Origin of the sequence: Pseudomonas sp. AD21 (assembly GCF_002878485.1) — a bacterium.
Classification (GTDB): Bacteria; Pseudomonadota; Gammaproteobacteria; order Pseudomonadales; family Pseudomonadaceae; genus Aquipseudomonas.
Genome location: NZ_NQYG01000007.1, coordinates 86,259 through 99,925, shown reverse-complemented (window position 1 = coordinate 99,925; position 13,667 = coordinate 86,259). Strand labels below are relative to the sequence as shown.

At 61.1% G+C, this 13,667-nt stretch carries 13 protein-coding genes; 4 read left to right on the top strand and 9 right to left on the bottom strand.

What is annotated here, in order from left to right; all coding sequences use genetic code 11:
• Window positions 1-268: 268 nt before the first annotated feature.
• Window positions 269-1,588 (top strand): MFS transporter, encoded by a 1,320-nt coding sequence (locus PseAD21_RS06625; RefSeq protein WP_102354997.1) that lies wholly within the window; start codon window positions 269-271, stop codon window positions 1,586-1,588.
• A 129-nt stretch (window positions 1,589-1,717) separates the two neighbouring features.
• On the opposite strand, the gene PseAD21_RS06620 is transcribed toward PseAD21_RS06625, so the two are convergent.
• On the bottom strand, window positions 1,718-2,476 hold the full coding sequence (locus tag PseAD21_RS06620) for a hypothetical protein (protein ID WP_102354996.1): 759 nt from the start codon (window positions 2,474-2,476) through the stop codon (window positions 1,718-1,720).
• A 341-nt stretch (window positions 2,477-2,817) separates the two neighbouring features.
• On the opposite strand from PseAD21_RS06620, the gene PseAD21_RS06615 reads away from it, so the two are divergent.
• Both PseAD21_RS06615 and PseAD21_RS06610 read left to right on the top strand, forming a co-directional pair.
• The gene (locus tag PseAD21_RS06615) at window positions 2,818-3,051 is read left to right on the top strand and encodes a hypothetical protein (protein ID WP_102354995.1); all 234 of its coding nucleotides are present in this window, start codon (window positions 2,818-2,820) and stop codon (window positions 3,049-3,051) included.
• 273 nt (window positions 3,052-3,324) lie between these two features.
• Window positions 3,325-3,954 carry a flavin reductase family protein gene (locus tag PseAD21_RS06610; RefSeq protein WP_102354994.1) on the top strand — a complete coding sequence of 210 codons (630 nt, stop codon included), beginning with the start codon at window positions 3,325-3,327 and terminating at the stop codon, window positions 3,952-3,954.
• Between the two features lie 6 nt (window positions 3,955-3,960).
• Here PseAD21_RS06610 and PseAD21_RS06605 read toward each other — a convergent pair whose 3' ends face one another.
• Together PseAD21_RS06605 and PseAD21_RS06600 are read right to left on the bottom strand one after the other, a co-directional pair.
• Window positions 3,961-4,203, bottom strand: coding sequence for a hypothetical protein (locus tag PseAD21_RS06605; protein ID WP_047296118.1), 243 nt, complete (start codon window positions 4,201-4,203; stop codon window positions 3,961-3,963).
• 43 nt (window positions 4,204-4,246) lie between these two features.
• Window positions 4,247-4,600: an antibiotic biosynthesis monooxygenase family protein gene (locus PseAD21_RS06600; protein ID WP_083368073.1), complete on the bottom strand. Its 354-nt coding sequence runs from the start codon at window positions 4,598-4,600 to the stop codon at window positions 4,247-4,249.
• 337 nt (window positions 4,601-4,937) lie between these two features.
• On the opposite strand from PseAD21_RS06600, the gene PseAD21_RS06595 reads away from it, so the two are divergent.
• The gene (locus PseAD21_RS06595; RefSeq protein WP_102354993.1) at window positions 4,938-5,867 is read left to right on the top strand and encodes an AraC family transcriptional regulator; all 930 of its coding nucleotides are present in this window, start codon (window positions 4,938-4,940) and stop codon (window positions 5,865-5,867) included.
• Between the two features lie 151 nt (window positions 5,868-6,018).
• Here the strand turns inward: PseAD21_RS06595 and PseAD21_RS06590 are convergent, their stop codons facing one another.
• The 6 genes from PseAD21_RS06590 to PseAD21_RS06565 all read right to left on the bottom strand — a co-directional run bounded on the left by PseAD21_RS06590 (window position 6,019) and on the right by PseAD21_RS06565 (window position 13,437).
• Window positions 6,019-7,074: an ABC transporter ATP-binding protein gene (locus tag PseAD21_RS06590; protein ID WP_102354992.1), complete on the bottom strand. Its 1,056-nt coding sequence runs from the start codon at window positions 7,072-7,074 to the stop codon at window positions 6,019-6,021.
• 13 nt (window positions 7,075-7,087) lie between these two features.
• The gene (locus PseAD21_RS06585) at window positions 7,088-7,936 is read right to left on the bottom strand and encodes an ABC transporter permease (protein WP_025111658.1); all 849 of its coding nucleotides are present in this window, start codon (window positions 7,934-7,936) and stop codon (window positions 7,088-7,090) included.
• Window positions 7,933-8,841, bottom strand: a complete 909-nt coding sequence (locus PseAD21_RS06580; protein ID WP_102354991.1) for an ABC transporter permease — start codon at window positions 8,839-8,841, stop codon at window positions 7,933-7,935. The genes PseAD21_RS06585 and PseAD21_RS06580 overlap by 4 nt, the downstream gene beginning before the upstream one ends.
• Window positions 8,842-9,030: 189 nt before the next feature.
• Entirely contained in the window at window positions 9,031-10,134 is a 1,104-nt protein-coding gene (locus tag PseAD21_RS06575) for an ABC transporter substrate-binding protein (RefSeq protein WP_027612490.1), read from the bottom strand.
• A 217-nt stretch (window positions 10,135-10,351) separates the two neighbouring features.
• On the bottom strand, window positions 10,352-11,803 hold the full coding sequence (locus tag PseAD21_RS06570) for an aldehyde dehydrogenase family protein (RefSeq protein WP_102354990.1): 1,452 nt from the start codon (window positions 11,801-11,803) through the stop codon (window positions 10,352-10,354).
• On the bottom strand, window positions 11,800-13,437 hold the full coding sequence (locus PseAD21_RS06565) for a 5-guanidino-2-oxopentanoate decarboxylase (RefSeq protein ID WP_102354989.1): 1,638 nt from the start codon (window positions 13,435-13,437) through the stop codon (window positions 11,800-11,802). Before PseAD21_RS06565 ends, PseAD21_RS06570 begins: the two co-directional genes overlap by 4 nt.
• Between the last annotated feature and the right edge of the window lie 230 nt (window positions 13,438-13,667).

Here is a 13,667-nt window from a genome sequence, read left to right as displayed (position 1 = left end):
TTTTGTGCTGAACACAGATTTTGTGAACACTCGAGATACCTGTGGGAGCGGGCTTGCTCGCCAAGAGGCCATTACTGACAACAACAATCCCTATGCCAGATAAGCAATTTTCCGCTCACCAATCACAATCAATAAGCGGATTTCCGCTCATTAAATCCCGCTCACCCCTCTAAACCGGCCCTTTCCCCGTTGGCACAGCTCCTGCTATAGCCCCGGCAGGCTGCGTTTTAACGCGCTCCACAAAAACAATTAAACGAAGGATCCTTCAATGGATAACTCCAACGCCCTGCCTCTTGGGTCGGCTGCTGCGCCCGCCAAAGAAAGAACCACCGCCAGCCGGATCAAATCGATCTTCAGCGGTTCTGTCGGCAACATGGTCGAGTGGTACGACTGGTACGTCTATGCCGCCTTCTCGCTGTACTTCGCCAAGACCTTCTTCCCCGCCGGTTCCACCACTGCCCAACTGATGAACACCGCCGCGATCTTCGCCGTGGGCTTTCTGATGCGCCCGATCGGTGGCTGGCTGATGGGCCTCTACGCGGACAAGGTCGGTCGCAAGAAAGCCTTGATGGCCTCGGTCTACCTGATGTGCTTCGGCTCCTTGCTGATCGCTCTGAGTCCCAACTACGAAACCATCGGCATCGGCGCACCGATCCTGCTGGTGTTCGCACGATTGCTGCAAGGCCTGTCGGTCGGCGGCGAATACGGCACCTCGGCGACCTATCTCTCGGAGATGGCGACCAAGGAACGTCGCGGCTTCTTCTCCAGCTTCCAGTACGTGACCCTGATCTCCGGCCAGCTCATAGCGCTGGGCGTACTGATCGTGCTGCAGAACGTGCTGACCACTGAACAGCTGTACGCGTGGGGCTGGCGTATTCCGTTCGCCATCGGCGCGCTGTGCGCGGTCGTGGCGTTGTACCTGCGTCGCGGCATGGAAGAAACCGAGTCGTTCACCAAGAAAGAAAAGTCCAGGGAAAGCGCCATGCGCACCTTGATGCGCCACCCCAAAGAGCTGTTGACCGTGGTCGGCCTGACCATGGGCGGCACCCTGGCGTTCTACACCTACACCACCTACATGCAGAAATATCTGGTGAACACCGTCGGCATGAGCATCTCCGACTCGACCACCATTTCTGCCGCCACGCTGTTCCTGTTCATGTGCCTGCAACCGATCATCGGCGGCCTGTCGGACAAGATCGGCCGTCGTCCGATCCTGATCGCCTTCGGCGTGCTGGGGACGATCTTCACGGTGCCGATCCTGATGACCCTGCACACCATTCAGACCTGGTGGGGCGCGTTCTTCCTGATCATGGCGGCGCTGATCATCGTCAGCGGCTACACCTCGATCAACGCGGTGGTGAAGGCCGAGCTGTTCCCGACCGAAATCCGCGCGCTGGGCGTCGGCCTGCCGTACGCACTGACCGTGTCGATCTTCGGCGGTACCGCTGAATACATCGCACTGTGGTTCAAGAGCATCGGCATGGAAACCGGTTACTACTGGTACGTGACCGCGTGCATCGCGGTGTCGTTGCTGGTTTACGTGACCATGAAGGACACGCAGAAACACTCGCGGATCGTGACTGACTGAGGAATGAGTTAGTTCAGCCATTGTGATGGTGGCTGTTATGGCCGCATCGCGAGCAGGCTCACTCCTACATTGATTGGCGTACGCCGCCCTTGTAGGAGTGAGCCTGCTCGCGATTGCGGCGACGCGGTATCAGGACAATTCAGCAGTTATTTGCGGCTTGCCATAACGCTTCTGCGCATACGACGCCCCGACAATCATCACCAGCAGAATCGCCGCCAGCACCGCCGACGAACCGATGGTGCCGAAGTCCAGACCACCCTTCTCGTGAGACTTGGTCATCAAGTCGCCCAAGGTCGCACCGAACGGCCGGGTCAGCACGAACGCTACCCAGAACAACAGCACCGACGAAATCTTCGTGAAGTATTTGAGCAGCACGACCACGGCAATGGTCGAGCCGATCAGCAGCGCGCCACCGGCAAAGCCCAGGCCCGAATCATCGGCCAGGTAGTCACCCAGCGCGGTGCCCAGGGTGTTGGAAAACAGAATCGCCATCCAGTAGAACATCTCGCCCCGGAAGGTCTGCACCTTGCTGACATTCAACGAGTCGCCGCTCAGACGCCAGGCCGCGAAGATCGCCAGCAGAATCGCAATCAGGATCATCGACCCGGTGGCGTAACCCAGCCCGAGGGTGCGGTCCATGAAGTCGGACATGGTGGTGCCGGCGGTGCTGGTGGACAGAATCACGATCCAGTACAGCAGCGGCTTGTAGGTCTTGGCCATCAATTGGGTGATCAGCGTCAGCACGAACACGCTGATCAGGATCAGCGAGCTGAGGGCGTACCCGACGTTGAGGGTCATCGACAGCAAATCCCCCGCGGTTTCCCCCAGGGTCGTCGCGCAGATTTTCATGACCCAGAACGCCAGGGTAATTTGAGGCAGTTTATTCATCGCAAGCAAAGCTCCAGTGTGAGACGGCCGTTTCTTGGTTTTCTGGCCGTGGGCAGACTGGCGTTACACCGGTGAAAAACCGGTCGGCAGCAGATGAAAAATCTGTCATATCGCGAAAAACAGCGATTAATCCCCCATTAATGCTGGCCTTGCATCCTGCATCCACCTGATCGATGACCTGCGCGACGTTCGCTCCCGACAATGGAAGCCAATCAATGCGCTGCCCTTAACATCTAGTTAATCGATAGTTTTTAGCATTTATTTGCGCTTTTTAATCAATTTAGTTGGCGTAGCATTAGATGCAAGCAAGACACATCGTCAACAAATCCGGAGTAACCGACATGAAAACCCAACTGATCCTCGCCCTGACCCTGTCCGTACTGGCCGCCAACACCTTCGCTGCCGATGGCTCGGACAAAACCAAATCGTCCGACTTCATTTCCGGCGCCAGCGCCGCCATCGAAACCAGCCATTCAGGCACTTACGCCGCTGACGGTTTCGACAAAACCAACGTCGGCAAAGCTGTGGCTGCCGATGGTTTCGATAAAACCGGTACTGCTGCAGCCATCAGCTGAATATCAGCAGTCCTTCCACAGCCCGGCTTAGGCCGGGCTTAGTCATTTCTGGGGCATCACAATTCTGAACTCCACACAAAACCCTGTGGGAGCGAGCCTGCTCGCGAAGACGCCGTGCCAGGCAACATCGCAGTGCATGACCCACCGCCTTCGCGAGCAGGCTCGCTTCCACAGGGTTCTCCCCAGGGAGATAACTGTGTCTATGTAACTGGAAATTGCTTCCGCGCACTTGCACTATTGCCCACTGACTCATGCCCTCCAGGAACCCCAGCCATGTCCGATGACATCCACTTCTACGAACCCGGCCACGGCCACGGCCTGCCCCACGATCCGTTCAACGCCATCGTCGGCCCGCGCCCCATCGGCTGGATCTCTTCGCAGGATGCCCACGGCCGGCTGAACCTGGCGCCTTACAGCTTCTTCAACGCGTTCAACTACATTCCGCCGATCATTGGTTTTTCCAGTGTCGGGCGCAAAGACAGCCTGAACAACATCGAGCAGACCGGTGAATTCGTCTGGAACCTCGCCACCCGGCCACTGGCCGAGCAGATGAACCAGAGCTGCGCAATGGTCGCACCTGAGGTCAACGAGTTTGAATTGGCCGGATTGACGCCGGTGGCGTCGAAGGTGATTGCGGTGCCACGGGTGGCCGAAAGCCCGGTGTCCTTCGAGTGCAAGGTCACGCAGATCATTCAGTTGCAGCGCGCCGATGGCGAAACCGTGCCGAGCTGGCTGATTCTCGGCGAAGTGGTCGCCGTGCATATCGCCAAGTGGCTGTTGAAGGACGGGATCTACGACACCGCCGCGGCAGAACCGATTCTGCGCGGCGGCGGGCCGGCGGATTATTTCCAGTTGGGGCCAGAGGCCTTGTTCAAGATGTGGCGCCCAGGCGCCGTCAAATAAGCGCCGTTACCAGATCAGCTCGGCGTCATCAGTGACGCCCTGCAGACGCTCCAGCTCTTGGGTGGCTGCGTCATCGGCAGCGATGGCGCCGGGGAATACCTGATCACCCAGCAGTTTGTGAAAGCGTGGCGCACCGCCATCGACCAGGGCCTTGACCGCGATTGCCGCGTGATAACCCTTGTTGCCGCCCAACTCGACGGGGACGACTGCGGAGACTGCTTCGAAGTGTTCGAACTCTTTACGTGCCATGGCACACATCCTGGCTCAGACGAATAAGCCGGACATTAAACCCTCAACCGGCGAGTTTGTGTATCGGTGCCGGGCATTGTCCCAACGCCTGCGCCGCCGACACCTCTTTGAAGGTGTGGAAATCCAGGCTGTTGACCACCAGGTCCTGGACCAGTTCGGCAAAGATCTGCATCGACGGACTGTTGAAATACGCCGTCATCGCCTGCTGATGGCTCCAGAAACCGGAGACCAGCCACAAGTCCGGATCGCATTGCGAATGCTGCAGGGCAAAGTTCAGGCAACCGGGGGCGGTGCGCGACGGTTCGATCAAGGCACTGAGACGTACACCCAGTTCGGCGGAGCGTCCGGCGCGCGCTCGAACGAAGGCCATATGACTGACGGGAATCTGCTTGGACATGTTCAACCCTCCCAGGGAGTCGCGTGGCAGCCGGGGGACGGGCTGCGACAGGATCCAAGGTTAAGGGCCGGGTGCGACGTGCCGTTAGTCGATTCCTGCCGCCGCGTTGCACAATCCTGCGAAACTGCACACGGCCCCTGCAACAACGGGTAAAACCTTGTCACACGGCTGTCACACCGGTTTCAAGCAAGTTTGCCGCCCTGCATCCTGCTATGGCTGGGCACGCCGGCAAGCCAATGCAGAATCAGGCAAGCATTTGACAGAATGTGTCTACCGCTTGCGCTTGCACAAACTTAAGCTCTGCTCCATTCCAGATCCCTTGCCGAGGATGCCGTGCATGACGTCATTCGATCGTTTCCAAGCCCCGCCCGATGCCGACATGGAGAAACAGCGCGCAGAACTGGCGGCGATCATCCGCCGCAACACCACGGACGATGGCAGTTACCAGACCGCCATCGGCTCGCTGTTCATGTCGCGTCACACCCAGTCCCATGACTTTGCCCCGGTGCTGGCGCAACCGGCGCTGTGCATCATGGCTCAGGGGCGTAAAGAGGTGCGGCTGGCGGATGAGTACTTCAATTACGACCCGTTGAACTACCTGGTGGTGTCGGTTTCGATGCCGCTCAGCGGCCGGGTGGTGAATGTCTCGCCAGAGGACCCTATCCTCGCCGTGCGCCTGGACATCGACCCGACCGAAATCACTGCGCTGATCGCCGACGCCGGCCCCATGGGCGTGCCGACCCGGCCGACCGGGCGTGGTCTGTATGTCGAGCAGATCGACAGCGCAATGCTCGACGCGGTGCTGCGTCTGGCGCGATTGCTCGATGCGCCGAAAGACATCGCCATGCTCGCGCCGCTGATCCGTCGGGAGATTCTCTATCGCCTGCTGCGCAGTCCGCAGGGCCATCGTTTGTATGAGATCGCGATTGCCAACAGCCAGAGCCACCGCATCAGCCAGGCGATCAAATGGCTCAACGGCAACTTCGAGCAACCGCTGCGTATCGATGATCTGGCCAAGGAAGTGAACCTCAGCGTCTCGACCCTGCATCACCGCTTCAAGGCAATGACGGCGATGAGCCCGCTGCAATATCAGAAGCAGTTGCGCCTGCAAGAGGCGCGGCGCCTGATGCTGACCGAGGGGCTGGAAGCGTCGGCGGCGGGGTATCGGGTGGGGTATGAAAGCCCCTCGCAGTTCAGCCGCGAGTACAGCCGCTTGTTTGGCGCACCGCCGTTGCGGGATCTGGCGCGGTTGCGGCTGTCGGTCTGATCCAGAATTTTCGCTATCACAACTGACGCCTTCGCGGGCAAGCCCGCTCCCACAGGGTTTTGTGTTGAACACAAGATTGGGGGACAACACCTATCACTGTGGGAGCGGGCTTGCCCGCGAAGGGGCCAGCAGGGCCAACATCAAATCCGGATCAAGCCCCCAACACCCGACACGCCTCCACCGGCAACGTCACCGACACCGGATGCCCGACTCCCAACCCAATCCCCTGACACGGCGTGCTCAACGCCGTGAACGTCACCCCGGAACATTCCACCGTGGTCTCGATGGTCGCGCCGATGTCGCGCACGAACGTCACCTTGCCCAGCAAGCGATTGCCCGCCGTCGCCTGTGGCGCAGACAGTTGCAGGTCTTCCGGGCGAATCAGCATCTTCACCTTCTGCCCCACCACGATGCTGCTGCAGATCGGCACTTGCAGCGCGTCACCACCCGGCAGGCTGACCTTGCCATCACCGAGCGCCGTGGCCGGGAAAATGTTGCCCGAGCCGATGAAGTCGGCGACGAACTCGTTGGCCGGATGCCGGTAGATCTCGATCGGCGTGCCCACCTGCTGCACCTTGTGCTCCCCCAACACCACCACGATGTCGGCCATGGTCATGGCTTCGCGCTGGTCGTGGGTGACCATGATCGTGGTGATGTTCAGGCGCTGTTGCAGTTGGCGGATTTCCACCTGCATCGACTCACGCAGCTTGGCATCCAGCGCCGACAACGGTTCGTCGAGCAGGAGGATTTTCGGCCGTGAGGCGATGGCCCGGGCAATCGCCACCCGTTGCCGTTGCCCACCGGAAAGCTTCGCCACAGGACGGTCGATCATCGCTTGCAGCTGGATCAATTCCAACAGTTCCACCACCCGCGCCTGCTGCTCGGCTTTGCTCACGCCGCGCAGTTTCAGCGGATAGGCAATGTTCTCGCCGACGGTCATGTGCGGGAACAGCGCCAGCGACTGGAACACCATGCCGAAGTTGCGCAGGTGCGCCGGGGTATGTCCGATGTTTTCGCCATCCAGGCGAATCTCGCCGCCGGTGAGGGTTTCCAGCCCGGCGATCATCCGCAGCAAGGTGGTTTTGCCGCAGCCCGACGGGCCGAGAAAACACACCAGTTTGCCTTCGGGCAAATGCAGGTTGACGTCTTGTACCGCGCAAGCCGAGCCGTAGAATTTCTCGACGTTTTCCAGAATCAGACCAGTCATGTTGCACCTCAAATCAAAAGGAAACGCCGCCCTCGCCCACCAGCTTCTCCAGCGCCCAGATCAGGACGAAGTCGATCAGCACGATCAGCACGGCAAACGAGAACACGGTAGGGTCGAGCGATGACACGGTGCGGCTGTACATCCAGATCGGCACGGTCATGACATCGATGGTGTAGAGGAAATAGGTCACGGTGAATTCGTTGAACGAGACGATGAACGCCAGCAGCATCCCCGCCAGAATCCCCGACTTCATCAACGGCACCACCACGTCGACGATCGCCCGCAGCGGCGAGGCGCCGAGCATCCGTGCCGCCTCTTCGACTTCGCTGCCGATGGAGAGCATCGCAGCGGTGCAGTTTTTCACCACGAACGGCAGCGCCAGAATCACGTGGGCAATCACCAGGCGCGAAGTGGTCAGGTGGAACGGCAGGCTGTCGAACACCAGCAGCAACGCCAGGCCCAACACCACCATCGGAAACACCAGCGGCAGCGACATCAGTTGCAGCGCCACGGCTTTGCCACGGAACTCGCAACGGGTCAGCGCATAGGCGGCGGGCACCGCGATCAGCGTAGCGAAGACCATGGTCAGGCACGACACCAGCAAACTGGTGGCCATCGCCTGACCGAGGCTCAGCACGTCGCTGGCGTCCGGCGAAACGAAGGTGTGCCAGGCGGCTTTGTACCATTGCAGGCTGTAGCTGCTCGGCGGGAAGTCGAGGTTCGACGCACCGCTGAACGACATCACGATCATGGTCAGGATCGGCAACACCGCCAGCAGCAGAATGAACCCGGAAAGGATCCCGGCGAACTTGCCGGTGTCGCCGGGCAACAGCGCCATGCGCTTCTTGGTCAGGGTACTCATTGCGAAGCCTCCAGCAGGCGCCGACGACGGCCGGTGATGTATTCGGACAGGGTCATGATCGCCAGCGTGGTGACGATCAGCACCACCCCGGCCGCCGACGCGGCAGGCCAGTTCATCAGTGGCGCGATCTGGTCATGCACCATCACCGCAAGCATCGGCACACGGCGGCCACCGAGCAGCAACGGCACGACAAAACTGCTGGCGTTGTAGGCGAACACCAGCGTCGCCCCGGTGATGATCCCCGGCAGACTCATCGGCAACACCACCTGACGGAACACCTGGAAACGACTGGCGCCCAGCGTTGCAGCCGCCTCTTCGTAGGTGCGCGCGACGCCACGCATGGCGCTGGCAATCGGCAGCACGGCGAGCGGAAACGCGGTCTGCACCAGCCCCATCAGCACGCCGTTCTGGTTGTACAGCAACATGATCGGGCGCTTGATCAGGCCCAGGCCCATCAGCGTCTGGTTGAGCATCCCGCCCGGGCCGAGGATCACCAGCCAGCCGTAGCTTTGCAGCAGCAGGTTGACCAGCAGCGGCAACAGCACCGCCGCGAGGAAGATCCGTCGCACAAACGGCGAGGTCAGCCGCGACATGGTGTACGCCACTGGGATCGCCAGCAGCACCGCGATCACGGCGCTGATCAGGGCCAGACGCAGGGTCAGCAGCAACGACTTGAGGTAATAGGGTTCGAGCAATTGCGCGTAGCTGGCGAGGCTGAACCCGCTCCATTCCGCGCCTTTGCTGCCGACGCTCATGCGCAGCACCAGCAGGCTGGCAGCGATCAGCACACCGAGAAACAGCATCGACGGCGTGAGGAAAAACCACGCCCGGGCGGTGGGCGAAATACTGCGCGCCGGACGCGCGGCGGCGGCGCCGACCGGTTGGGTCAGGGATTGATGTTCCATAGCAATGATCTCGTCAATGGAAAAACAACTGACGAACACAACTCTCCAAACCACCCCCGCCCCATTGTAGGAGTGAGCCTGCTCGCGATAGCGGTGTGTCAGTCACCTAATGGGTTGACTGGTATGACGCTATCGCGAGCAGGCTCACTCCTACAGAGGGTTGCGGTGTTCCGAAGACTGGTGTTCGGCTCAGGAAGAAAAAATTTCCGTATAACGACGAATCCATTGGTCATGCACGGTCGCCAGGAAGGCGTTGTCGTGCATGATCGCCTTCTCGGCAATCTGCTCAGGCGTGAGGATGTACGGGCTCTTGCGCGCTTCGGCGGAGATGATCGCCTTGGCGTTGACCGGGCCGTTGAAAATGTCTTCGGCCATCTTGCCCTGCACCAGCGGGTCGAGAGAGTGATCGATGAAGGCGTAGGCCAGGTCGGTGTCGCCCGGACGGTTCTTCGGCATCACCGAGAGCATCAGGTCAGTGTAGAAACCTTCCTTCATGCCGAACGTGGCACCGAGGCCGTAGTTCGGATCGCGGATCTGCTTGGGGAAGAATGCCGGGGCGTACAAGCCGCCCATGTCCAGCGAACCGGTGCGGAACAACTCGGCAATCTGGTTCGGGTTTTCACCGAGGGTGACCACGCGATCCTTCAGCTCGGCGAGTTTCTTGAAGCCCGGTTCGATGTTGTGTTCGTCACCGCCGGCCAGTTTGGCGGCGATGATGATCAGGTCCATGGCCTCGGTCCAGTTCGGCGGTGGCAGGAAAATGTTCGGCGCCAGATCGGCGTCCCACAGCGCGGCGTAACTGTCCGGTGCCTGTTTGAGGGTGCGGGTGCTGTAGACCAGGCTGTTGCACCACAACAGGTAACCGATACCGTGGCCATTGGCGCCGGTGCGGTATTTTTCCGGGACGTCGATCAGGTTGGGAATGCGATTGAGGTCGGGTTTTTCCAGCAGCCCGGCGGCGGCCAGGCCTTCGGCACCGACCCCGGCCAGAGTGATGATGTCGTACTGCGGACGGTCACCGCCGGCCTTGAGTTTGGCGACCATTTCCGAGGTACTGCCGGTGCGATCGGCGATGACCTTGGCGCCGGTCTTGGCTTCGAACGTGGCGGCAATGTTGCGCAGTGCGGCGAGGCCAGTGTCATCCGACCAGGTCAGCAAACGCAGGGTCTTGCCGGCAAAACGCGTGTCGCTGGCGCTGGCCCGGATGAAGGGCATGCTCAGGGCCGCCGCCGCTACCGAGGCGACGCCGACGGTTTTAATGAATTGACGCCTGTTCAGATCATGCTCGCCCATGAAGGACTCCCTTTGTTCTTTTAAGTATGAGGTTGGTCGCAACCGTTGCATCCGCGCGGCCGGATCCGCTGCAGCCCTTGTTTTCAAAGGCCTGCAGCGCTGCCGACGGGTTCATCCTGAGGTCGTGCAATACACCTGACTATCGATAAAAACTCATCGAAGCCATGACACCCACGCATGCCTCGTTGCGAGGCATGCGCTCACCGTTTTCGGGCGTTCAGAGCGCCCGGATCACGTGTTTGATTTCCTGAAAAGCAGCCAGGCCCCACGGTCCCAATTCGCGGCCGATGCTGCTCTGCTTGTAGCCACCCCACGCCGTCTGCGGGAAGATCACTTGCGGCGCGTTGAGCCATACAAGCCCCGCCTGCAGGGCATTAGCGACCCGCTCAGCAGTTTCGGCGTTACGCGTCACCACACTGGCGACGAGGCCGAACTGGCTGTCGTTGGCCAGGGCGATTGCCTCGGCTTCGCTGCTGAAACGGCGCACACAGAGCACCGGGCCGAAAATCTCTTCGCACCACAGCGCACTGTCGAGGGGCACGTCAGTGAACACGGTCGGCTGCAAAAAATATCCGCGCGGCAGATCCGCCGGACGATTACCGCCGCACACCAGCTTCGCGCCAGCGCTCAGGCCAAGGTCGATGTGCCCGAGCACACGCTGGTATTGCGCCTGATTCACCAGCGCGCCCATCTCCACGTCCGGGTCGAACGGGTCAGCCACGCGAATCGCTTGCGCGCGTTTTTGCAGACGCTCGAGGAATTCCTCGGCCAGCTCATCGGCGACCAGCACCCGACTGGTGGCCGAGCACATCTGCCCGGCGTTGAAAAAACCACCGCCGCAAGCCAGTTCCACCGCCAGCTCCAGATCGGCATCTTCAAGCACCAGCAGCGAAGATTTGCCACCCAGTTCCAGGCTCACGCCCTTCACGGTTTCCGCCGCGCGCTGCATCACCTGCACACCGACGGCGTTGCTGCCGGTGAAGGAAATCTTCGCGATACGCAGATCAGCCGACAGCGGCGCACCGACCGCCAGACCGGTGCCGCAGACCAGATTGAACACGCCTTTGGGCAGACCGGACTCGGCGATGATCGCCGCCAGTTCCAGCTCCGGCAGCGGCGTGACTTCCGACGGTTTGAGCACCACGCAGCAGCCAGCGGCCAACGCCGGTGCGAGTTTCCATGCGGTGGTGACCATCGGGAAATTCCACGGCACGATCAGCCCGACTACTCCGCACGGTTCGCGGCGCAGGCGTGCGCTGAAATCGTCGCTGGGCAGCGCTACATTGCTGTCCTGTCTGGCGTCGAGACCTTCGGCGAGTTCGGCGTAGTACTCGAACGTGGCGATGACATCGTCGACGTCGATCGCCGCTTCGAACTGCGGCTTGCCGTTGTTGCTCGACTGCAGTTTCATCAAATGATCGCGACCGTTGCGCACGCCATTGGCGATGTTGCGCAGAATTGCGCCGCGCTCGGCGCCAGTGGTTTTCGACCAGTCCTTGAACGCTGCCGTGGCTGCGGCGACCGCTTGATCGACCGCTTGCTCGTCACCGCCATTGACCGTGGTCAGCAGCGCTTCGGTGGCCGGGTTGATCACCCGCAGATGCTCGCGACCGGCCGACCATTGGCCGTTGATGTACAGGCCATCGAGTGTGGTTGGGAAATTGATCATTGGGCCACCGCCTGCATCCATTGGGTCTGGTCGATTTCGATCAGGGTCGGGCCCTGCCGATCGGTTGCGGCACGCAGCGCGCTACGCAGTTGTTCAACCGAGTTGATCGCTTCGGCGGCGCAACCCAGGGCCTTGGCCACACCGATGAAGTCCGGGGTGTAGATGTCGACGCCAACCGGCTCGATGGCGCGGTTGACCATGTACTTCTTGATCTCTTCGTAACCCTGGTTATTCCACAGCAGGATAATCACCGGAGTACGCGCTTCGACGGCGCTCGCCAGTTCCGGCAAGGTGAATTGCAAACCACCGTCGCCGATCAGGCACACCACGGGCGGACGGGCGCCGCTCTCGATGCTGCCGCCGAGCCATGCGCCGATCGCCGCCGGCAAGGCGTAACCGAGGGTGCCGTACCCGGTGGAAGAGTTGAACCAGCGGCGTGGTCGTTCCGGGTTGAAGGTGAGGTTGCCGGTGTAGACCGGTTGCGTGGAGTCGCCGACGAACACCGCCTCCGGCAACTCGTGCAGAATGGTTTCAAGGAAACGCGTCTGGGCCAGCGTTGGCGCATCCCAGGTCGCGGCCAGATCATCGCGCAGACGCGCCGCCCGCACCTGCCCCCAATCGTTGCGACGTTCGGCCAACGACTGATGCGACAGTGCGCTGAGCAGCGCTTGTGCGGCGTTGCGCGAGTCGGCGACCAAGGCCACGTGCGGCGGATAGTTGCGCACGGTCTGATCGGCGTCGATGTCGATGCGCAGCAACTTGCCGGGGATTTCAAAGCCGCCGGCGAAGGTCACGTCGTAATCGGTTTCGGCCAGCTCGGTGCCGATCGCCAGCACCACGTCGGCATCAACCACCAGTGCACGGGTCGCGATCAGGCTTTGCGTCGAACCGATCAGCAGCGGATGGCTGGACGGCAACATGCCTTTGGCGTTGATGGTCAGCGCCACCGGGGCGTCGAGCAGCTCGGCCAGTTCGGTGAGTTCGACTGCGGCATCGATGGCACCGCCACCGGCGAGGATCAGCGGGCGCCGAGCGCCGGCCAGCAGTTCAGTCATGCGCCGTACGGCCGCCGGTGCAGCCCCGGCGCGGTCGATATTCACCGGGACGCTGGCGAGCAGTTCATCGGCTTCTTCCACCAAAACATCCAGCGGAATTTCGATGTGCACCGGACGTGGACGCCCGGCCTGGAACAGTGCGAAGGCACGGGCCAGCACGCCCGGCAACTCCGCCGCCGACATCAGGGTGTGGGAGAACGCAGCCACGCCGCCGACCAGTGCGCTCTGGTTCGGCAACTCGTGGAGCTTGCCGCGACCGCCACCCAACTGGCTGCGCGTCTGCACGCTGGAGATCACCAGCATCGGGATCGAGTCGGCGTAGGCCTGGCCCATCGCGGTGGTGATGTTGGTCATGCCCGGGCCGGTGATGATGAAGCACACACCCGGCTTGCCGCTGGTGCGCGCATAGCCGTCAGCCATGAAGCCGGCGCCCTGTTCATGCCGTGGGGTGACGTGGTTGATGCTCGAACGGGCCAGCCCGCGATACAGCTCCACGGTGTGCACCCCGGGAATGCCGAACACCTGCTCGACCCCATAATCCTCGAGTAACTTGACCAGTACTTCGCCACACGTCGCCATGTCGATTGCCCTTGTTGTTTGATCAATACGCCGTGCCAAATGTGGGAGCGAGCTTGCTCGCGAAAGCGGTGTATCAGCCACATCAATGCTGAATGGAAAACCGTATTCGCGAGCAAGCTCGCTCCCACATTGATTCGGGTGGAATGGGCTCATTGAACGGGCGGCAGGTAGCGACAACAATCGATTAAAAGTCATACTAGCCATGTCCTCACGTCATACCTTGGATCCAC

Excerpts from the sequence above, each read along its gene's own strand:
- PseAD21_RS06625 (WP_102354997.1), top strand. The coding sequence starts at position 269 with ATGGATAACTCCAACGCCCTGCCTCTTGGGTCGGCTGCTGCGCCCGCC.
- PseAD21_RS06620 (WP_102354996.1), bottom strand. The coding sequence starts at position 2,476 with ATGAATAAACTGCCTCAAATTACCCTGGCGTTCTGGGTCATGAAAATC.
- PseAD21_RS06615 (WP_102354995.1), top strand. The coding sequence starts at position 2,818 with ATGAAAACCCAACTGATCCTCGCCCTGACCCTGTCCGTACTGGCCGCC.
- PseAD21_RS06610 (WP_102354994.1), top strand. The coding sequence starts at position 3,325 with ATGTCCGATGACATCCACTTCTACGAACCCGGCCACGGCCACGGCCTG.
- PseAD21_RS06605 (WP_047296118.1), bottom strand. The coding sequence starts at position 4,203 with ATGGCACGTAAAGAGTTCGAACACTTCGAAGCAGTCTCCGCAGTCGTC.
- PseAD21_RS06600 (WP_083368073.1), bottom strand. The coding sequence starts at position 4,600 with ATGTCCAAGCAGATTCCCGTCAGTCATATGGCCTTCGTTCGAGCGCGC.
- PseAD21_RS06595 (WP_102354993.1), top strand. The coding sequence starts at position 4,938 with ATGACGTCATTCGATCGTTTCCAAGCCCCGCCCGATGCCGACATGGAG.
- PseAD21_RS06590 (WP_102354992.1), bottom strand. The coding sequence starts at position 7,074 with ATGACTGGTCTGATTCTGGAAAACGTCGAGAAATTCTACGGCTCGGCT.
- PseAD21_RS06585 (WP_025111658.1), bottom strand. The coding sequence starts at position 7,936 with ATGAGTACCCTGACCAAGAAGCGCATGGCGCTGTTGCCCGGCGACACC.
- PseAD21_RS06580 (WP_102354991.1), bottom strand. The coding sequence starts at position 8,841 with ATGGAACATCAATCCCTGACCCAACCGGTCGGCGCCGCCGCCGCGCGT.
- PseAD21_RS06575 (WP_027612490.1), bottom strand. The coding sequence starts at position 10,134 with ATGGGCGAGCATGATCTGAACAGGCGTCAATTCATTAAAACCGTCGGC.
- PseAD21_RS06570 (WP_102354990.1), bottom strand. The coding sequence starts at position 11,803 with ATGATCAATTTCCCAACCACACTCGATGGCCTGTACATCAACGGCCAA.
- PseAD21_RS06565 (WP_102354989.1), bottom strand. The coding sequence starts at position 13,437 with ATGGCGACGTGTGGCGAAGTACTGGTCAAGTTACTCGAGGATTATGGG.